Origin of the sequence: Clostridium sp. OM05-5BH (genome assembly GCF_003481505.1) — a bacterium.
Classification (GTDB): Bacteria; Bacillota; Clostridia; order Lachnospirales; family Lachnospiraceae; genus Otoolea; species Otoolea fessa.
In genome coordinates, this window is sequence record NZ_QULJ01000002.1 from 32955 (window position 1) to 54298 (window position 21344).

General features: G+C 49.3%; 16 protein-coding genes and 1 riboswitch. Of the genes, 15 read left to right on the top strand and 1 reads right to left on the bottom strand.

The window, feature by feature from the left end; genetic code table 11:
* Positions 1 to 3: 3 nt before the first annotated feature.
* The 8 genes from DXB70_RS02705 to DXB70_RS02740 all read left to right on the top strand — a co-directional run bounded on the left by DXB70_RS02705 (position 4) and on the right by DXB70_RS02740 (position 10271).
* Positions 4 to 2013: a PTS fructose transporter subunit IIABC gene (locus DXB70_RS02705; RefSeq protein ID WP_118672612.1), complete on the top strand. Its 2010-nt coding sequence runs from the start codon at positions 4 to 6 to the stop codon at positions 2011 to 2013.
* 94 nt (positions 2014 to 2107) lie between these two features.
* Complete coding sequence (locus DXB70_RS02710; protein ID WP_022359198.1) at positions 2108 to 2365, top strand: HPr family phosphocarrier protein; 258 nt, start codon at positions 2108 to 2110, stop codon at positions 2363 to 2365.
* 80 nt (positions 2366 to 2445) lie between these two features.
* Positions 2446 to 4071 carry a phosphoenolpyruvate--protein phosphotransferase gene (ptsP, locus tag DXB70_RS02715; protein WP_118468087.1) on the top strand — a complete coding sequence of 542 codons (1626 nt, stop codon included), beginning with the start codon at positions 2446 to 2448 and terminating at the stop codon, positions 4069 to 4071.
* 80 nt (positions 4072 to 4151) lie between these two features.
* Positions 4152 to 4898, top strand: a complete 747-nt coding sequence (locus DXB70_RS02720; RefSeq protein ID WP_118467835.1) for a DeoR/GlpR family DNA-binding transcription regulator — start codon at positions 4152 to 4154, stop codon at positions 4896 to 4898.
* A 421-nt stretch (positions 4899 to 5319) separates the two neighbouring features.
* Positions 5320 to 6135, top strand: coding sequence for a MoxR family ATPase (locus DXB70_RS02725; protein ID WP_118672613.1), 816 nt, complete (start codon positions 5320 to 5322; stop codon positions 6133 to 6135).
* Positions 6125 to 7318 (top strand): VWA domain-containing protein, encoded by a 1194-nt coding sequence (locus DXB70_RS02730; protein ID WP_117796347.1) that lies wholly within the window; start codon positions 6125 to 6127, stop codon positions 7316 to 7318. The genes DXB70_RS02725 and DXB70_RS02730 overlap by 11 nt, the downstream gene beginning before the upstream one ends.
* Before the next feature lie 90 nt (positions 7319 to 7408).
* Positions 7409 to 7493: riboswitch (NiCo riboswitch) on the top strand.
* 105 nt (positions 7494 to 7598) lie between these two features.
* Positions 7599 to 8489 (top strand): cation diffusion facilitator family transporter, encoded by an 891-nt coding sequence (locus tag DXB70_RS02735; RefSeq protein WP_118672614.1) that lies wholly within the window; start codon positions 7599 to 7601, stop codon positions 8487 to 8489.
* A 420-nt stretch (positions 8490 to 8909) separates the two neighbouring features.
* Entirely contained in the window at positions 8910 to 10271 is a 1362-nt protein-coding gene (locus DXB70_RS02740; RefSeq protein ID WP_227589627.1) for a L,D-transpeptidase family protein, read from the top strand.
* A 425-nt stretch (positions 10272 to 10696) separates the two neighbouring features.
* On the opposite strand, the gene DXB70_RS02745 is transcribed toward DXB70_RS02740, so the two are convergent.
* Entirely contained in the window at positions 10697 to 11320 is a 624-nt protein-coding gene (locus DXB70_RS02745; protein WP_117796349.1) for a hypothetical protein, read from the bottom strand.
* A 540-nt stretch (positions 11321 to 11860) separates the two neighbouring features.
* On the opposite strand from DXB70_RS02745, the gene pruA reads away from it, so the two are divergent.
* The 7 genes from pruA to DXB70_RS02780 all read left to right on the top strand — a co-directional run bounded on the left by pruA (position 11861) and on the right by DXB70_RS02780 (position 21133).
* Positions 11861 to 13486 (top strand): L-glutamate gamma-semialdehyde dehydrogenase, encoded by a 1626-nt coding sequence (gene pruA, locus DXB70_RS02750; protein ID WP_118672615.1) that lies wholly within the window; start codon positions 11861 to 11863, stop codon positions 13484 to 13486.
* Positions 13487 to 14147: 661 nt separating this feature from the next.
* A complete protein-coding gene (locus DXB70_RS14605; RefSeq protein WP_338126567.1) occupies positions 14148 to 15536 on the top strand; it encodes a dihydrofolate reductase in 1389 nt (462 codons plus the stop codon).
* A gap of 91 nt (positions 15537 to 15627) precedes the next feature.
* Positions 15628 to 16518, top strand: a complete 891-nt coding sequence (locus DXB70_RS02760) for a sulfide/dihydroorotate dehydrogenase-like FAD/NAD-binding protein (RefSeq protein ID WP_022359686.1) — start codon at positions 15628 to 15630, stop codon at positions 16516 to 16518.
* Complete coding sequence (gene gltA / locus DXB70_RS02765) at positions 16518 to 17915, top strand: NADPH-dependent glutamate synthase (protein ID WP_118467845.1); 1398 nt, start codon at positions 16518 to 16520, stop codon at positions 17913 to 17915. Before DXB70_RS02760 ends, gltA begins: the two co-directional genes overlap by 1 nt.
* A gap of 20 nt (positions 17916 to 17935) precedes the next feature.
* Entirely contained in the window at positions 17936 to 19282 is a 1347-nt protein-coding gene (locus DXB70_RS02770; protein ID WP_347475157.1) for an MATE family efflux transporter, read from the top strand.
* A 114-nt stretch (positions 19283 to 19396) separates the two neighbouring features.
* Positions 19397 to 20089: a hypothetical protein gene (locus DXB70_RS02775; protein WP_022359683.1), complete on the top strand. Its 693-nt coding sequence runs from the start codon at positions 19397 to 19399 to the stop codon at positions 20087 to 20089.
* 33 nt (positions 20090 to 20122) lie between these two features.
* On the top strand, positions 20123 to 21133 hold the full coding sequence (locus DXB70_RS02780; protein ID WP_022359682.1) for a GGGtGRT protein: 1011 nt from the start codon (positions 20123 to 20125) through the stop codon (positions 21131 to 21133).
* Positions 21134 to 21344: the final 211 nt, after the last annotated feature.

The window sequence follows — 21344 nt, forward strand, 5'->3', positions numbered from 1 at the left end:
GATATGAAGATTACTGATTTACTGGATCCGAGAAGTATATCGCTGGATGCGGCACCCACCAGCAAATCGGAGACACTGGACAAGGCGGTAGAGCTGATGGCGGCGAGCGGAAAGCTGTCGGATGTCGAGGCATTCCGCAAGCAGGTTTATGCGAGAGAAGAAGAGAGCACGACCGGTATCGGCGAGGGGATTGCAATTCCTCATGGAAAATGTGATGCGGTCAAAAAGCCGGGGCTGGCGGCGATGGTCATCAAAAATGGCGTGGATTTCGACTCCCTGGACGGCGAACCTGTCACTCTGCTGTTTCTGATTGCAGCGCCAAATACAAAAGATAACGTACATCTGGATGTGTTGAGCAAGCTTTCCGTTCTCATGATGGACGAGCATTTCTCAGATTCCCTGCGAAATGCCTCTTCGGTGGAAGACTTTCTTTCCATTATTGATAAGGCAGATGCAGAACAGGCAGGCATCGATGAGAGACTGGCGGCTGATTCCGGCGAAGAAGCGGCAGATACAAATGGAGAGAATGCCGCACAAGCAGGTGGTCAGGAGATTCAGGCGCAAAAAGCGGGTGCAGAGACGGAACAGACAGCCGGACCGAAGATCTTAGCGGTTACTTCCTGTCCGACCGGTATCGCGCACACCTACATGGCTGCCGAAGGCCTGGAAAAAGCGGCACGCGCGAAGGGATGGAAGATCAAAGTTGAGACGCGCGGTTCAGCCGGAGCAAAAAATGTGCTGACGGCACAGGAGATCGAGGCGGCGGACTGCATCATCGTGGCAGCGGACGCACAGGTGCCGATGGATCGGTTTGACGGAAAACGAGTGATCGAATGTCAGGTTTCGGACGGTATCAGCAAGGCACCGGAGCTTTTGAAGCGCGCGGCGTCCGGGGAGGTACCGGTTTACCACGCAGCATCATCTGGAAACAGCAGCCCGGCAAAGGCAGCCTCTGGCGGCAAATCGGGCAGTGTCGGACACCAGATTTACACACAGCTGATGAATGGTGTCTCCCACATGCTTCCGTTTGTAGTCGGCGGCGGCATCCTGATTGCGATTGCGTTTCTGATTGATGGTTTCAGTGTGGATATGAATGCACTTCCGCTCGACCAGCGTGTAAACTTTGGTACGATTACCCCGCTGGCGGCATGGTTTAAAAATGTCGGCGGTGTGGCATTTGGCTTTATGCTCCCGATTCTGGCTGGTTTCATCGCGATGGCGATCGGAGACCGCCCGGCGCTGGCAGTCGGTTTTGTCGGCGGCATGATTGCTTCTCAGGGAAAATCAGGTTTCCTTGGCGCCCTGGCGGCAGGTTTTATTGCCGGATATCTGATTCTGGCGCTTCGGAAAGCGTGCGAGAATCTTCCAGAGGCACTGGAAAAGATTGCTCCGGTCCTGATTTACCCGGTTGTGGGCGTCCTGCTCATCGGACTGGTTATGAGCTTCGTCGTAGAGCCGGTCATGGGCGCGATCAATATGGCGTTAAACAATGGTCTGAGCAGCATGGGTGGTTCGAGTAAGTTGATTCTTGGTTTTGTGCTGGCGGCGATGATGGCGATCGACATGGGCGGTCCATTCAACAAGGCGGCATATGTATTTGGTACGGCGGCAATCGCCTCCGGCAACTACGATGTGATGGCAGCTGTTATGATTGGCGGTATGACACCGCCGTGTGCGATTGCGCTGGCAACAATGCTGTTTAAGAAGAAATTTACAAAGGAAGAGCGCGAGGCAGGACCGACCAACTTCATCATGGGTCTGGCATTCATCACGGAGGGCGCGATTCCATTTGCAGCGTCCGATCCGGTACACGTGCTTCCAGCCTGCATCGTCGGTTCGGGTGTTGCGGGAGCGATGAGCATGTTATTTAACTGTACGCTGATGGCGCCGCATGGCGGAATCTTCGTATTCCCAGTCATGGGAAATCCGCTGTTCTATCTGCTGGCACTGGTGGTTGGCATGGCGATCTCGACGGTACTCTTAGGAGTTCTCAAGAAGAATGTAGAAGAATAGATAAATAATTTTTTTTGACGGAATGTGAATCTTTATTAGAAATTTTTTGGTCAAATCAATCAAAATAGGTTATAATGAGAAGGAGAACATCATCATGAAAGAGTTTAAATATACCATTACAGACCCGGAAGGAATCCACGCACGCCCGGCAGGTGAACTGGTAAAGGCGGCAAAACAGTTTACGAGTACGATCAAGCTGGCGAAAGATGGAAAGAGCGGCGACTGCAAAAAGATTTTCGGTATCATGGGACTGGCGGTAAAGAACGGACAGGAAGTAACCCTGACCTTTGAGGGCGAGGACGAAGAAGCAGCTTATGAGGCAGTCAGCCAGTTTATGAAGGAAAATATGTAGTTTAACAAAGATGCCGCGATGTAAGGGATTATTACATGGCGGCATTTTTCGATAATGGATCAATGGAAAGGGGAATGGTCATGCAGACGTATCGTGGAAAAAGTGTATTTGGCGGTGTCGCAGTTGGAAAAATATGTGTGTATCAGAAAGGCGAGCAGACCGTAAAACGGACGAAAATAGAGAATGCAGAGCAGGAAAAAGCGCGGTTTAATGCGGCAGTTCAGGAGTCCATCCGCCAGCTCGGCGAGTTGTATGAAAAGGCGGTAAAAGAAGTTGGCGAGGCGAATGCGGCGATTTTTGAGATTCACCAGATCATGCTGGAGGACGAGGACTATCTGGACGCGGTTCAGAATATCATCGATACGCAGAAGGTCAATGCCGAGTATGCGGTTGCGGTGACCGGTGACAATTTCGCCCAGATGTTTGCGGCGATGGAGGACGAATATATGCGCGGGCGCGCGGCGGATGTCAAAGATATTTCGGAGCGGATTGTGCGCGTTCTGTCCGGAGGCGCAGGTCAGGGCATCCATACGGACGAGCCGGTGATTATTCTGGCAGATGATTTAGCACCGTCAGAGACGGTACAGCTTGAAAAGGACAAGGTGCTATCCTTTGTGACGGTACACGGTTCCGTCAATTCCCACACGGCGATCCTGGCGCGTACGATGAGCATTCCGGCGCTGATCGGAACGGACGTGGCGCTCGATGAGACGGTAGATGGGAAATTTGCGGTTGTGGATGGTACGAACGGAGTCCTGTATGTGGAACCGGATGAGGAAACATTGGAAACAATGCGCCGCCGGCAGCGGGAGGAACAGGAGAAGAAAGAACTGCTGCAAACACTGAAAGGGCGCGAAACAGTCACTCTGGATGGCAAGGAGATCCGCCTGTATGCGAACATTGGCAATAGCAAGGATCTGGCATCGGTCATTCAGAACGATGCGGCGGGCATCGGACTGTTCCGCAGCGAATTTTTGTATCTGGAAAAAGAAACATTTCCGACGGAGGAGGAGCAGTTCCAGGTATATAAACAGGTAGCGGAAACGATGGCGGGCAAACCGGTCATTATCCGCACGCTGGACATCGGCGCGGACAAGCAGTGCGATTATTTTGAACTGAAAAAAGAGGAAAATCCGTCGATGGGCTGCCGGGCGATCCGTATCTGCCTGACAAGACCGGAGATTTTCAAGACACAGCTTCGCGCGCTGTTTCGGGCAAGTGCCTATGGCAATCTCCAGATCATGTATCCGATGATCACAAGTGTCTGGGAGGTCGAGGCGATCGCGAAGATTGTCGAGGAGGTCAAGACGGAGCTGACCGCACAGAATCTCCAGTTTGGCGACCCGAAGCAGGGCATTATGATTGAAACCCCGGCGGCAGTCATGGTAAGCCGGGATCTGGCGAAAAAAGTGGACTTTTTCAGCATCGGAACGAACGACCTGACCCAGTATACGCTGGCAGTTGACCGTCAGAACCCGGAGCTGGATGCATTTTACGATCCGCACCATCCGGCGGTGCTGGCGATGATCCGCATGGTTGTCGAAAATGCGCACGCCGAGGGCATCTGGGCAGGTATTTGCGGCGAATTGGGCGCGGATCTGAGTTTGACAAAAGAATTCCTGAAAATGGGTGTGGATGAGCTTTCCGTATCGCCGGGGCGTGTGCTGCCGATTCGGAAGGTCATTGTCGAAAGCAGCTGCAGTTGATAAGAATATTAAGACAGAGAGAAGTGAAAAATTGAGCTAAAAAAAGTTCAACCACAGCAGAAGATGAAAGGAAAAGAGTCATGCTGACAGAAAAAAGATACGAACTGATTTTGGAACTTCTGGATAAAAAGAGGAGTGTGACAGTTCCTGAGATTAAAGAGGTGCTGGGAGTTTCGGAATCGACGATCCGGCGGGATCTGAATGCGCTTGACAAGGCGGGGCGCCTGACCAAGGTGTTTGGCGGCGCGGTGTCCTCGGACGGGACATTTACGGGAACCGAGCCGTCAGTGGCACAGAAGATGGAATTGCAGCAGGAGGAGAAAAGGAGAATCGCCCAGTTTGCGGCGGGACTTATCCAGCCGGATGATTTTGTCTATCTGGACGCGGGCACGACGACCGGGTATATCTTAGACTATCTTCCGGCGCGCAGCGCCACGTTTGTGACGAATGCGGTATCACATGCCAAACGGCTGGCAGCCGCCGGAAACCGCGTAATTCTGATTGGCGGTGAGTTAAAGGGCACGACGGAGGCGGTCATCGGAAGTCAGGCGATCCTGACGATCCAGAGCTATCATTTTACAAAGGGATTTTTTGGAACCAACGGCGTCAGCAAGCGCCACGGTTTCACGACGCCGGATCCGAATGAGGCATTAGTCAAGCAAGAGGCGATGCGCCAGACAGAGCGCTGCTATGTGCTGGCGGACAGCCAGAAATTCGGCATGGTAAGTTCGGTGACGTTCGGGGGGTTTGAAGAAGCGACGATCCTCACGGAGACAGAGCCGCCGGAAGGATTTAGCGGCAGCAAGAATATCCGGGTGGCAAAGTAGAATAGTGAGCAGTAACAATCGTGTTTTTCTAATGAAAGCCTAACATATATACGATTTGACAAACTATTAGAATATTGCTATATTATGATGATACCAGGGTCAAAAGGTCAGAAGTTCGACGCAAGCTTGCTTGCAGAAGAATTTTTGACCTTGGGACCCGCCAAAAACATGAGTAAGTAGCCATTTTTCAAAGAAAAATGAGCGAATTACGAATGGTTTTGAAGATTGCGGGAGCATATAGTGCGGAGCAATCTGGTATCGCAAATCAATAGGGTGGCAAACGGGCAGGATTATGTATGACGATCGGGAGGAACGATGGATCCGAACCGATCGCAGTCAGCATGGATCCTGAATCGTTATGCTGCCCTTGTTAGTGTTTACAGTTATGTAAAAGGAGAACTTTCTAAAAGGAGAATTTACCATGCAGCAATTTCACGGCAGTGACGAATACATCGCTTCGGATGAACTGATCCGCAGCGTTAACATTGCGGCGGCGCTCAAAAAGCCGCTCTTAATCAAGGGAGAACCGGGCACTGGAAAGACGATGCTCGCGGAGGCGATTGCCAGATCCCTCGATATGGAACTTTTGATCTGGAATATTAAATCGACGACCCGCGCACAAGACGGTCTTTACGTGTACGATACGGTACAGCGTCTTTACGACAGCCAGTTTGGTGCGGATGGCGTTGATGATATTGCCAGATATATCCGCCTCGGAAAGATGGGAGAGGCATTTGAGAAGGAAAAGCAGACGGTTCTTTTGATCGATGAGATCGATAAAGCGGATCTGGAATTCCCGAACGACCTGCTCTGGGAACTTGACAAGATGGAATTTTACATTCCGGAGACGGGAAAGACTGTCAAAGCGAAGCATCGTCCGATTGTGATTATTACCTCCAATGCGGAGAAGGAGCTGCCGGATGCGTTTCTGCGTCGCTGTATCTTCCATTATATTGCATTCCCGGAGCAGCCGATGATGGAGAAGATCATCAAGGCACATTACCTGGATCTCGACCAGAAGCTGATCGACGGCGTGCTGGACGCCTTCTACCGGGTGCGCGATCTGCGCGGCCTGCAGAAGAAGCCGAGTACCTCCGAGGTGTTGGACTGGATTCAGGCGCTTGTGATCGGCGGCGTGCCGGTGGAGAAGCTGGAAAAGGAGATCCCGTTTGCGGGGGTACTCTTAAAAAAGACAGAGGATTTAAAGCTGGTGGAGAATAACCGATATGTTTACTGATTTTCTGTATCTACTCCGTTCTTACGGGATGAAGACGAGCCTCAATGAGTGGAACAGCCTGATGGATGCGCTGGAAATGAACCTGAACGACGCGAGCCTGACGGAGTTTTACTATATGGCGAGGGCGGTTTTGGTCAAAAAAGAGTCCGAATATGACAAATTTGACCAGGCATTTCTGGCATATTTTAAAAATGTGCAGACGTTTGAGGAACTTCCGAAGGAGGTCTTAGACTGGCTTGCCAAGGCGCACGCGCAGACGCCGTATGATAAGGATGAGGTCGATGCGCGGTTTGCGGGACTTGATCTGGACGATATCCGTAAAATGATGGCGGAACGACTAAAAGAGCAGCATGAGCAGCACCACGGCGGCAATAAGTGGATTGGAACCGGCGGTACGTCGGCATTTGGACATTCCGGTTACAGCCCGAAGGGCATCCGCGTGGGCGGACCGGGCAAAAACCGGAGCGCGCTGCAGGTGGCGGAACAGCGGAATTACCGCGATTTCCGCGACGATGCGGTTATCCAGATCCGGCAGTTCCAGGTGGCGCTCAAAAAGCTGCGTCTTTTATCCTGCCGTGAGGATGGACCGAAAACGGAACTCAATGTGGAGAAAACGATCGAGAAGACCTGTGACGAAGGCGGACGTCTGGAGCTCGTCATGGAGCGCCCGAGAAAGAACCAGACGAAGCTTCTGCTTCTGATGGACAGCGGCGGGTCGATGTGGGCATATGCGGATCTGTGCAACCGGCTGTTCCAGGCGGTCAATCAGTCGTCCCATTTTAAGGATTTGAAGATTTATTATTTCCACAACTGTTTCTACGATCAGCTGTTTACGACGCCGTCCTGCTCCTGGAGGGATAAGATCTCGACCGAGTGGGTCTTTCACAACCTAAAACCGGAATACAAGGTAATCCTGGTTGGGGATGCGTCGATGGCGCCGTCGGAACTTCTGTACCGCGGCGGCAGTCTCGACTATTTCCACAGCAACGAGCGGACGGGCATTTACTGGCTGCAGGAGATGCACCGGCGTTTTCCGTCGGCGATCTGGCTGAACCCGATGCGGGAAAATAACTGGGCATATGCCTACGGTGCGTACACGATCAGCCTGATCCGAGATGAGATCCCGATGTTTCCGCTGACGGCGGCAGGGCTTGAGGCTGGGATTAAGGAATTGAAGAAATAAATTATGGAAGAAAGGGCGTTTCCCGATATTGACAACTAAGTAAACTTGTGCTATTATTCATCATAAACTCTTTGCACTGCATATCAAACTACAGTACAAACTGAGCAGACCGTGAATATCATGGGGTCGGGTCGCAGAAGCGACAGTGGAAGTTAGTTTCATCCACGGGACAGTAGTTACTCATACTGGTTCGTGGGTGTTTTTTTATACTTTTTTACGGGTTAAACCGCAGCACCCACCTATCGTTAGTGCCATGAGATATTTTTTGGAGGTAACGAATATGAAACAGAACGATTTTCAGAAGGTGGCAAATCAGGTGTCTTTTGTAACGATAGTAGTGAACATCCTTTTGTCGTTTATGAAGCTGTTAGCGGGTGTGTTCGCACATTCGAATGCGATGATCAGTGACAGTATCCATTCGGCGTCCGATGTGTTCAGCACGATGATCGTGGTGATTGGAATTAGGCTGTCGTCCAAACAGCCGGACAAGGAGCACCCGTATGGACATGAGCGGATGGAGTGTGTGGCTGCGATTGTCCTCTCGATGGTTCTCTTTATGACAGGTCTGGGGATTGGCGTGGAGGCGCTTACGGACGTGCTCAAGGGAGAATACAGTCACCTGCAGGTTCCGGGAATGCTGGCGCTGGCAGCGGCTGTTATATCCATTGTCAGTAAAGAAGCGATGTACTGGTACACCCGATATTATGCGAAAAAGATTGATTCCAGCGCACTGATGGCAGATGCATGGCATCACCGTTCCGATGCGTTTTCCTCGATCGGTGCGCTGGTCGGAATCGTGGGCGCAAGAATGGGATTTCCGGTCATGGATCCGATCGCGAGCCTGGTTATTTTCGTCTTTATCGTGAAAGCGGCGTATGAGATTTTTAAAGATGCGATGGATAAAATGGTCGATCATTCCTGTGATGAGAAGACTGAAGAACAGCTGCGCGCCTGCGTTCTTCAGAATCCAGATGTGGCGCGGATTGACCTGCTTCAGACGCGGATCTTTGGCAATAAAATTTATGCGGACATTGAGATTGAGGTAGATGGTTCCATGCCGCTGCGGGAGGCGCACAAGATTGCCGAGGTGGTGCATAACAGCATTGAAAAGACATTTCCGAAGGTAAAACACATTATGGTGCATGTCAATCCGGAAATTGACCGGAAATAGAAAGAAGGACTGCCGCAGACTGGCATATTTCCTTTTAAGCAGACCAAGATAACAATAAAAATCTTGTTTACTTAGAAGAGGGCATGCCAGATGCGGCGGTCCTTTTGGCGCTTTTGGGAACATGAAAATTTTAAACATTTTTAAGGACGTTCTGAAAGTTATACTTCCCATTTGCAATGAATACCATCATACTGCAAAATGGAAAAACTGCAATCATGAATATGGAAAAAATGAAAGAAAAAGGAAAGAAAAAAGGAACCGTTAAGAAATTCTTACGAATCGGATCTTTTGACGATCTTTTTTAGAATCGGTCTGGACTTTTTTTCCGACTCTGCTATAATAAGGATTCAGAATCCATATATACAGGCCGCAGCCATGTGGCGCGGCAGAGAGGTTTGTGAAAAAATGAAAAATAAAAGTATGAGTATACTTAAAATGACTGGTGCAGCAGCTGCACTGGTGCTGATGTTTGCACAGCCAGTACTGGCAGATGGCAGTTTTGCAAATGGAACAAGTGTAAATGGCGTCGCAGTCGGCGGAATGAGCAATGAGGAAGCGAAGGCAAAGCTGGAGCAGAATTACGGTTCTTATAAATTAACGATTAAAGAACGTGGAGGCAAGACAGAAGAGATCACCGCAGCGGAGATCGGCTATAAAGTAGTGATTACAAATGAGCTGCAGGCAGCGATTGACCAGCAGGCAGCAGGGGCAGCTGGAGCAGGAGCGCTGACGATCGCGATGCCGCTTTCCTGCGATCAGACGATGCTTGCAAACCGCATTGCTTCCTTAAATTGTATGTCAGATAGTGTAGCACCGACGGTAGATGCCCATATATCCGCCTGGGAAGAAGGAAAAAATTTCACGATTGTTCCGGAAGTAAAGGGAGAATCTGTGGATAAGGCAAAGGTACAGACGGCGATCAATGCGGCGATCGCCTCCGGCATGACAGAGATCGATCTGGAAGCATTGGGATGTTACACACCGATCCAGGTGACTTCCGGCGATGCATCCTTAAAAGCACTCTGCGCCCAGATGAACCAGGCTAAAAATGCGACCATCACCTTCCATATCGGTGATGCGACCGAGACACTGTCCGGTACTGAATATGTCAGCTGGTATACAGGCGGCGAGAATGGTGTCATTACTGTAGACCGCGATAAGGCAGCTGCTTACATCAAGGCGCTGGCAGCGAAATACGACACAGCTGGAACTACCCGTACTTTCCATACCACTTCCGGAAAAGAGGTAGCCTTGACAGGCCCTTATGGATGGAAGATTGACCAGACTGCAGAGACAGACAACCTGGTTCTGATGGCGCAGACAGGTATCAATCAGGAACGTGAAGTCCAGTTCTCCCAGCAGGCAGCCAGCCATTCAGACGCAGACTGGGGCAATACCTACGCAGAAGTTGATTTCGGCGCCCAGCATGTATATATGTATGAAAACGGCGCCCTGACTTGGGATGCTCCGTGCGTAACCGGAAACGTATCCAAAAACTACACAACCCCGGAAGGTATTTACAGCCTGACCTACAAGCAGGCCGACCGCGTTCTGCGCGGCGCCAAACGGGCAGACGGCACATATGAATATGAAAGTCACGTAGACTATTGGATGCCATTCAACGGCGGCATCGGTTTCCATGACGCAAGCTGGAGAAGTAAATTCGGCGGAACCATCTACCAGTATTCCGGCAGCCACGGCTGCATCAATCTGCCGGTTGATAAAGCAAAACTTCTCTACGAGAAAGTATACAAGGGAATGCCAGTTCTCTGCCATAACTAAACATTTCTTCTAAGCGCACATTCAGTATTTAGAAGAAAGACATGGGGGACTTTCTTGAATATAGTTAGATAAGAAAGTAGATGGTGGACAAAGTAATTTATCATACGGAACGAAAAAAGATCCTACGCCGTCATCCAGCCGCATTCATGCGCTGGATGACACCAGGATCTTAAATTTTACCAAGTTATCATCCAATAAACAGGAGAAAAAGCCGCCAGAGCAAAAATGGAATTTTCGAGACTGTGGATTTACTTGGCAGATTCGGATTTGATGTTGAAAGAAACCGCAACAAACTTGCTTTGTGAGGATTTCTTTCTGTTTTTAATCAAACCGAAGATGCCTAGAAAATCCCAGTCTTCGAAACCTGATCATTTTTGCCCGGGCGGCTTTTTCTCTGTCCCTCTCACGAAAACCAAACTAATTATCTATTTTCCTTCCCCAATAATCAATTCTTCCCCATACGGCAAAGTCTTGATCCAGTCACAGAATGTATGCCACTCCGCCAGCTTATGATCCTTTCTGGCATAATAAATATTAATCAGTGTCTCATAATTAAACGAACAAGTCCGCATCTGATTATAACTGCTCGGCAGCAGCTGGATCATATCATACCAGTCATCCTTATTCTTTGTCTCCAGATAACGCAGGCGGATTTCCTCCAGCTTGGCGACAACTGTTTCCATAAATGCGCGTGTTCCGGCTGTCATGTGGTCGCAGCTGAAATCGTCCATCGAAAACGGTTTGCTGGCGATTTTGTGCATCGTGCTGGTTGAATTGGCGACGGTCGCTACTTTATAAGTATCATATTCTTTCCACCAGTAGAGAGGTGCGGTCACATCGACTGAGACAAATACCTGGCGCAGAAACTTGCGGTGGTCGCTGCCTGCTTTGCGGAGACGTTTCGCAAGGTCGAGATCGTTCGGTCCCAGTTTATATTCGCCATTCTCATCATAAAAGCTGTCCATCCGTCCCCAGCTGTTCATCGGATTGCGGGCACCGCGCATGGCATTTTCCAGATTCATGACGCTGGTACGTTCTAATTTAAGCATAATCAAACTCCTTTTTTCATATAAGTGAATTATTTTCAGGATAAACTCACTTTTGTGAGTTGTTTCAGGCGGGATCAGTATACCACAAAAACCATGTCCCGTAAACAAAGCATAAAAAAACATACAGAATTACAAGAATCGATAGTTACTGTTCCCGGGTGGGCACTTTTGGAAGCAGAAGTACCGTAAGAAAACGTGGTGGCAGCAGGAATTTACCGTATTTAAATGCGAAGCCACGGCAAATTCCGTTACTGGGCACGTATGCGTGAACAGTAAGATCGATAAAAATTACAATCCAAAACAGAATACAGGAAAAAGCAAAGATATTATGCGATATGCACAGAAAAATATAATGAAAATATGTATTTTTAAATATGAAATAGTATTGACACAAAATGAAAAACGTGCTAATATTTAGCCATAGAAATTCATTGATATGAAAAATAACAAGAAAGAGTTAGATTTCATGAAAATAAAGCGAGAAAAGTTTTTATATCATAATCACAAATGAGACAAAATGTCAAAAAGGAGAGATGAGCAATGAGCAATGGATATTTCAAAGTAGAGATGCCGAAAAATGAGCCGGTAAAAGCATATCTTCCGGGAAGCCCGGAGAGAGCCAGCTTAAAGAAAGAGCTGGAGCGCCAGTCCGCACAGGTTGTTCAGGTTCCGATGATCATCGGTGGTAAGGAAGTTTGGACAGAGAGAAAGACCAAAGCAGTTATGCCGCATGACCATGCTCATGTAATCGCAGAAGCAGCTTCCGGCGGTGAGAAAGAGTTAAAGGATGCAATTGCAGCAGCTCTGGCAGCTAGAAAAGCATGGACCGAGATGCCGATGGAACACCGCGTATCTATCTTCTTAAAAGCAGCTGATTTAATCGCTGGTCCGATGAGAGATAAAGTAAATGCAGCTACCATGTTAGGACAGAGCAAGACCGCATATCAGGCTGAGATTGATACCTGCGAGCTGATTGATTTCCTTCGTTTCAACGTATACTACTTACAGCAGATTTATGACAGACAGCCGAACAACACACCGAATGTTTGGAACCGCATCGAGTACCGTCCGCTGGAAGGTTTCGTAACCGCGATTTCCCCATTCAACTTCACATCCATCGGTGCTAACCTTCCGACCGCTCCGGCGATCGCAGGTAACGTAGTTCTCTGGAAACCGGCTACCACAGCAGTTCTTTCCAACTACTATGTAATGCAGACCCTGATGGCTGCAGGACTTCCGGCAGGTGTTATCAACTTTGTACCGAGCCGTGGTTCTGACATGAGCAAGTACGTATTAAGCGATCCGAACCTGGCAGGATTCCATTTCACAGGTTCTACCGAAGTGTTCAGCGGTGTTTACTCCTTAGTAGGCGAGAACATCAAGAAATACAAAACATATCCGCGTCTGGTTGGCGAGACTGGTGGAAAGGACTTCATCTTTGCTCACAATTCCGCAGACGTACCGGGTCTGGTAGCAGCTCTGACAAGAGCATCCTACGAGTATCAGGGACAGAAGTGCTCCGCAGCTTCCCGTGCATTTGTTCCGGCAAGCATCTGGCCGCAGGTTAAAGAGGGTATGCTGGCAGAGATTGAGAAGATTAAAATTGGCGATATAACCGATTTCAGAAACCTGATGGGTGCTGTTATCGATGCATCCGCATTCAAGACCAACAAAGAGTACATCGACTATGCAAAAGCATCCGAGGATGCAGAAGTTATCTGCGGCGGATACGATGATTCCAAGGGATATTTCATATATCCGACCCTGATTGAGGCTAAGAAGCCAGATTTCAAGACTATGGTAGAGGAAATTTTTGGACCGGTTATGACCGTATATGTATATCCGGATGACAAACTGGATGAGACTCTGGCAAGCTGCGATACCGCAACGTCCTATGGTCTGTCCGGAGCAATCTTTGCAGATGACCGCGAAGCTATCGTTAAGATGGAAGATGCACTTAAAGGAACAGCCGGAAACTTCTACATCAACGACAAGCCGACCGGTGCAGTTATCGGCCAGCAGCCGTTCGGTGGTGCAAGAGCATCCGGAACCAACGACAAAGCCGGCAGCGAGATCAACATGTATCGCTGGTTAAGCCCGAGAACCATCAAAGAACTCAGAGTACCGTGCCTGGATGTAACATATCCGTACATGGTTGAGGCATAAGCAGTGCAAAGCAGGGCAGTAAGACAGGAACGTTGTGCTTGCACATAAGGAACTGTCTTGCTGGACTGATTTATAGGGCGCAGCCCGTCCAGCGAAGAAAAGCGCAGCTTTTTTGAGCTGGGGCACTGAGCACGCTGAAGCCACTGAGCATGCTGGGGTGCAGCTCTTCCCCATAATTTACTAAATTAAAACCAACCACCCAGAGGATCGGCGCTGATCCGGAATCTGTGTAACGAAACACACGATTTCATATCGGTGCCGATCCTTTTTATAATTTAGAAAATCTGTCCGAGTATCCCAGCCACACCCGCTCAGATATTGTTCCGTTTGTTTGGAATGAAATTGCGGCATTCTGTTATTAAAAATCCCATTATGTTACTGCTCACACATGTGTGCCCAGCAACGGGATTTTGCCGATGCTGCGCATTCCAAATCGGCAAAATCTGCTGTGAGAACTGTATCGTACAGAATTTTCAGTTCAGAAAATTCCTATTTGTGAACAGTTACCCTATTATTCCTTACATTCATCTGATTTGAACCAGTCCTTGTATTTTTCATAAAGATCCAGTAAAATCAAATACGAAATATGGATTTGAGGATTTGTTTTTGTTCAAATTTTCTCGGTTCGATTTTAAATTCAAACAAAAAGGATGAGAAAGCAATGACGGTGATCGATGTATCTGGCTGCGGAAGCGGTGCGGTGTTTTTGATAAAGGGAAAAGCCAATCTCCTGTTCGAGGCGGGGATGGCGTATGCTGCCGATCAGATGGTGGAAAATATAAAAAGAGAACTGGGCGATGCAGAGTTAGACGCGGTTCTTTTATCCCATTCCCATTATGATCATGTAGCGGGGCTTCCGGCGGTGCGGAAAGCATGGCCGGGGGTGAAAACATATGCTTCCGAGCGCGCAAAAGAAATTTTAGTGAAACCGGGCGCTTTGAAGACGATCCGGCGTCTAAGCGGCGAGGCGGCAGAAGCGGCGGGGCTTCCATGGGATTCGGAATATGACGATGCAGATTTACAGATTGATGTATCGCTGGAGGACGGCGAGACGATCGAACTGGGCGACCATACGATCTACGCGTTTGCGACGATCGGCCACACGAAATGTTCCATGTCTTACCTGATTGATGATGAGTTGATGCTGTGCAGTGAGACGGTAGGCGTCATGGGGCATGATGGGAGTTATATGCCGTCGTTTCTGGTAGACTATAAGGCGGCAGAAGAATCGATAGAGTATTCATCGGAATTGGATGCAAAAGAGATTATTTTAAACCACTATGGCTTTGTCAGTGAAGCGGATAAGGCGGCGATCTGGGATGTCCTGATGCAGAAGCTTCGTGACAGCCGTGATGTCATGATTGATATTATGAACCGGTTCCCGGAAGAAGAGGCGGCGCTTCGGGAGATGGAGCGCGTGTTCCATTCTCATGTAGATAAGAAAGAACAGCCAGACGAGGCATTCTATATCAATGCGGCGAGCATGATGAAGACACTCAAAAGACAGTTTCCGGAACGGTTTCCGAGACATTTTCAGCTGATTGCGGCAGTGGATCGGAACTGGGGTATCGGCAATAAAGGGCAGATGCTGACGGTGATCCCGTCGGATCAGAAATTGTTCCGGCAGGAAACGATGGGAAAAATCATCGTGATGGGCTATAAAACGTTTCTGACCTTCCCGGCTCAGCGACCGCTGGATGGCAGAATCAACCTGATTTTGACAAAAAAGAAGGCTCTGAGCGTAAAGGGGGCAGAGATCTGCCATAGTGTCGAGGAGGCGCTGGTGCGGATTGACGAGCTGAAACAGGAAAAACATCTGACAGATGTAGATGTCGTCATCATCGGCGGCGAGTCGGTTTACCGGCAGTTCCTTCCGTTCTGCGACACAGCGCAGATCACCTGGATTGATTTTTCCTATGTGGCAGACACACACATGGTTGATCTGGAGAAAGAAGGCTGGGAACTGGTAAGACGAAGCGGCGAGCAGACATTTTTCAATTTATGCTATGAATTCAGGGAATATCGGAAGCTGGAAAAGGAATCGCTCTAAGGTTGTCAAAAATAGGACAAAGTGGTAAAATAATCGAGAATTCTGAAAAGTCAAACAATAAAATGTTCATATAACAGTAAGGAGGAATAGAATGTACCCGATTTTAAAAGCTGAAAAACTGGCAGATAAGATTTATCTGATGGTTGTAGAAGCACCGCGTGTAGCGCGTGCATGTGAGCCGGGCGAATTTGTCATCGTCAAGATGGGCGAAGAGGGCGAGAGAATCCCGCTGACTATCTGTGATTTTGACCGTCAGGCAGGAACGATCACGATCGTATTCCAGACCGTGGGAGCTTCTACCGAGAAGATGAGCACCCTCAAGGCTGGGGATGCATTCCATGATTTCGTAGGACCGCTTGGAAATCCGTCCGAGTTTATCCATGAGGATGTAGAAGAGCTGAAAAAGAAGAAATACCTCTTCGTAGCCGGCGGTGTCGGTGCGGCTCCGGTTTATCCGCAGGTAAAATGGATGCATGAGCACGGCATTGATGTAGATGTTATCGTAGGTTCTAAGACCAAAGATCTGCTGATCCTGACCGAGGAGATGGAGAAGGCAGCCGGAAACCTTTACATCACAACCGATGATGGCAGCTTTGGCATTAAAGGTATGGTTACAGGTGTCATCGAGGATTTAGTTGAAAAACAGGGACGCAAGTACGATGTCTGTGTTGCAATCGGACCGATGATCATGATGAAATTTGTCTGCCTGCTGACGAAAAAACTGGAGATTCCGACGATTGTCAGCCTGAACCCGATCATGGTAGATGGAACCGGTATGTGTGGTGCCTGTCGTGTCACCGTAGGCGACCAGGTCAAATTTGCCTGCGTAGACGGACCGGAGTTTGATGGACATCTTGTTAATTTTGACGAGGCGATGGAACGTCAGAGAATTTATAAGACTCAGGAAGGCAGAGCGATGCTGCGCCTGAAAGAGGGCGATACTCATCACGGCGGATGCGGACAGTGCGGAGGTGACAAATAATGGAAGCAAAGAGAGATATGATGAAAAAGGTGCCGGTCAGAGAGCAGGATCCGAAGGTACGTGCGACTAATTTTAAAGAGGTATGTCTCGGCTATAATATGGAAGAAGCAGTTGCGGAGTCTGAGAGATGTCTGAACTGTAAAAATGCAAAATGTATCGCTGGATGCCCGGTTTCCATCAATATTCCGGCGTTTATCCAGGAAGTAAAAGCGGGAAATATTGAGGAGGCAGCGAAAGTCATCGCACTTTCTTCGGCACTTCCGGCAGTCTGTGGACGTGTCTGCCCACAGGAATCCCAGTGTGAGGGACAGTGTGTGCGCGGTATCAAGGGCGAGGCGGTTTCCATTGGTAAACTTGAGCGCTTCGTGGCAGACTGGTCCCGTGAGCATGGTTTTGTACCGGCAGCGCCGGAGAAGACAAACGGAAAGAAAGTAGCAGTCATCGGTTCCGGTCCTGCAGGTCTGACCTGTGCAGGCGATCTGGCAAAACTGGGCTATGCAGTAACCATTTTCGAGGCACTTCATGAGCCGGGCGGAGTATTGACCTACGGCATTCCGGAGTTCCGTCTTCCGAAGAGCGGCGTTGTACAGCCGGAGATCGAGAATGTCCGCAAGCTGGGCGTTAAGATTGAGACAAACGTAGTTATCGGAAAATCTATCACAATCGACGAACTGATGGATGAAGAAGGTTTCCAGGCAGTCTTCATCGGTTCTGGTGCCGGACTTCCGAAGTTCATGGGTATTCCGGGTGAAAATGCCAACGGCGTATTTTCTGCAAATGAGTACCTGACCAGAAATAACCTGATGAAGGCATTCCGCGATGATTATGACACACCGATCATGGAATCGAAGAAGGTAGTTGTAGTCGGCGGCGGAAACGTAGCGATGGATGCGGCAAGAACGGCTCTGCGTCTCGGTGCAGAAGTTCATATTGTATATAGAAGAAGTGAGAAAGAGCTTCCGGCACGTGTGGAGGAAGTACATCACGCAAAAGAGGAGGGCATCCATTTTGACCTTCTGACCAACCCGGTTGAGATTCTCGAGGATGAGAACGGATGGGTCAAAGGCATCGTATGCCGCCGTATGGAGCTTGGCGAGCCGGATGAATCTGGAAGAAGACGTCCGGTTGAGGTGGTCGGTTCCGATTTCACGATCGATGCAGATACCGTTATCATGGCGCTGGGTACTTCCCCGAACCCGCTGATTTCCAATACGACCAAAGGTCTTGAGATCAACCGCTGGAGATGTATCGTGGCGGATGAGAGCAATGGAAAGACAACGAAAGAGGGCGTTTACGCCGGAGGCGACGCAGTGACTGGCGCGGCTACGGTTATTCTCGCGATGGAAGCCGGACGAGCAGGTGCAAGAGGCATCGACGAGTATCTTTCTGCAAAATAATGAAATCTCATCATGTAGATTTGCTGAATGAAGCAATCGCCCCGGCACTGACCCGGCTGGCGCTTCCGATCATGGCGACCTCTCTGGTTCAGATGCTTTACAATCTGACTGATATGGCGTGGATCGGACGCCTCGGGGCAGGCGCCGTCACGGCGGTGGGATCGGCAGGTATGTATACCTGGTTTTCACAGGGATTTGCGATTTTGGCGAGGACGGGCGGTCAGGTAAAGACCGCCCATTGTCTTGGTGCGGGAGAAAATGACAGTGCGGCGCAGTATGCGAGAGGTGCGCTGCAGTTGGGAATTTTGTTTGCCGTGCTGTATGGGCTGGTTTCGCTCTTTGGAGCCAGTCGGTTAATTGGATTTTTTAAATTAAACAGCCCGGAGGTGATTGCACAGGCAGAATGGTATGTGCGGATCGCCTGTGGGCTTGTGATCTTTTCTTATCTAAATGCGATCTTGACAGGACTTTTGACGGCGGCGGGAAATAGCCGGACACCGTTTATCGTCAATGTGGCGGGGCTTGTCTTCAATGTTGTGCTGGATCCGGTGCTGATCTTTGGAATCGGACCATTTCCGGAACTGGGAGTCAGCGGAGCAGCGGCTGCGACGGTCACGGCACAGGCGCTCGTAAGCCTCCTGTTTTTCAAGGCAGTCCTGCGGGAAAAGGTGCTGTTTCCGCATCTGCGTATCTGGGTGCTGGTTCCAGTGAAGGTTTGGAGGGAGATCGTGCGGATCGGTGTGCCGTCGGCGGTGCAGAACCTGATTTACGCAGGAATTTCGATGATTCTGACCCGCCTTATCACCGGATGGGGTGATCTGGCAGTGGCGGCACAGCGTGTTGGCAGTCAGATTGAATCCGTTTCCTGGATGGTCGGAGATGGCTTTTCGGCGGCAGTCAATGCATTCCTCGGACAGAATTATGGGGCGAAGCGGTATGACCGTGTGCGCCGCGGCTATTTCTGTGCGATCGCGATGACGGCGGCGTGGGGACTCTGCACGACATTTTTGCTGATCGGAATGGCGCGTCCGCTGTTCTCGATCTTTTTGCAGGAAGAAGAGGTCATGGCGCTCGGCGTCAATTACCTGCGGATCGTGGGACTGAGCCAGATGTTTATGATGGTGGAACAGACCTCGATCGGTGCGTTTTCCGGTCTGGGGCGGACGCTGTATCCGTCGATCGTCAGCGTGACCTTTACCTCCGCGCGCATCCCAGTGGCGGTGTTGTTGTCCTCTGTGATGGGACTTAGCGGTATCTGGTGGGCGTTAAGTATTTCCAGCATGGTAAAGGGATGTATTCTGTTCGTTAGTTTTGTCGTGTTTTTGTATGTTTTTTTGGAGAGAAAGAAAGATGAGAAAACCGTCTGAAAAGTTACAAAAAACATATGGACGAATTGAGAATTTCGTGAGATAATAGGGACAGGATTGATGTGATAAAATTAACAAAGTACAAAATCCAATCATTTCGAAAGGAGTCTTACAATGATTTATTCACAAGAAGTAGAAAATATGTGTCCAGTAGCCCAGGGCGTAAATCACGGCGCTGCTCCGATCCCGGAGGAGGCAAAGTGGGTTAAGTCCAAAGAAGTAAAGGATATTTCCGGTTTAACACACGGTGTTGGCTGGTGTGCGCCGCAGCAGGGTGCTTGTAAGCTGACCCTGAATGTTAAGGAAGGTATCATTCAGGAGGCTCTGGTAGAGACGATCGGATGTTCTGGTATGACCCATTCTGCAGCGATGGCAGCAGAGATTCTTCCGGGAAGAACCGTACTGGAAGCATTAAATACAGACCTTGTCTGTGATGCAATCAACACCGCCATGCGTGAGCTGTTCCTCCAGATCGCATATGGCAGAACGCAGAGTGCGTTTTCTGAAGAGGGGCTTCCGATTGGTGCCGGCCTTGAAGACCTTGGAAAAGGACTCCGCTCTCAGGTAGGTACGATGTACGGAACTCTGAAAAAAGGTCCGCGTTACCTTGAGATGGCAGAAGGCTATGTAACAGGAATTGCACTGGATGAAGAAGATCAGATCATTGGTTACCAGTTTGTAAACTTAGGTAAGATGACTGACTTCATCAAGAAGGGCGACGATCCGACCACTGCATATGAGAAGGCAAAAGGTCAGTACGGCCGTGTAGACGATGCAGTTAAGATTATCGATCCGAGACAGGAATAATCACAGGGTACATAGTTAAGGAGGAACATCACAATGGCATTATTTGAATCATACGAGAGACGAATTGACAAGATCAATTCCGTATTAAATAGCTATGGCATTGCTTCGATCGAAGAAGCTGAGAAGATCACGAAGGATGCCGGACTGGATGTATACGATCAGGTAAAGAAGATCCAGCCAATCTGTTTTGAAAATGCGTGCTGGGCTTACACGGTAGGCGCGGCAATCGCAATCAAGAAAGGCTGCCGCAGAGCTGCCGATGCGGCGGCAGCGATCGGCGAGGGACTGCAGGCATTCTGTATTCCGGGTTCCGTAGCAGATCAGCGTAAAGTAGGTCTGGGACATGGAAACTTAGGTAAGATGCTTCTGGAAGAAGAGACCGACTGCTTCTGCTTCCTGGCAGGTCATGAGTCCTTTGCAGCCGCAGAGGGTGCGATCGGTATCGCAGAGAAAGCAAACAAAGTTCGTAAAAAACCGCTTCGCGTTATCTTAAACGGTCTTGGCAAAGATGCGGCTCAGATCATTTCCCGTATCAACGGCTTTACATATGTAGAGACAGAGATGGATTATTACACAGGCGAAGTGAAAGAACTGTGGAGAAAATCTTACTCCAAGGGACTTCGTGCGAAAGTAAACTGTTATGGTGCAAATGACGTTACCGAGGGTGTAGCGATCATGTGGAAAGAGGGCGTAGACGTTTCCATCACCGGTAACTCCACCAACCCGACCCGTTTCCAGCATCCGGTAGCAGGTACATATAAGAAGGAATGCGTAGAGAAAGGCAAGAAATACTTTTCCGTAGCATCCGGCGGCGGTACAGGACGTACCCTTCATCCAGATAACATGGCAGCAGGTCCGGCTTCCTACGGCATGACCGATACCATGGGACGTATGCACTCCGATGCACAGTTCGCAGGATCTTCCTCCGTACCGGCTCACGTAGAGATGATGGGTCTGATCGGTATGGGTAATAACCCGATGGTCGGAGCTACTGTGGCGGTTGCGGTAGGGATTGAGGAAGCTGCGAAGGCTGGGAAATTCTAAAAAATATTGATTTTTCAAAATCAGTCCGCAGCCATTCGGCATCCGTAAAAATAATGTGAGAGCGTTTGGTTTCTTCTGTTCCTTTTACGATGTATTGTAATCCTACATATTTTATATGGTTCCGAGGAAGCGTAGCTTGTACCTTTCCTAAGAACATGGTATCATAAAACCAGTATATGGATGAAACTGCTTTTATCAGGGCAGTTTCGAA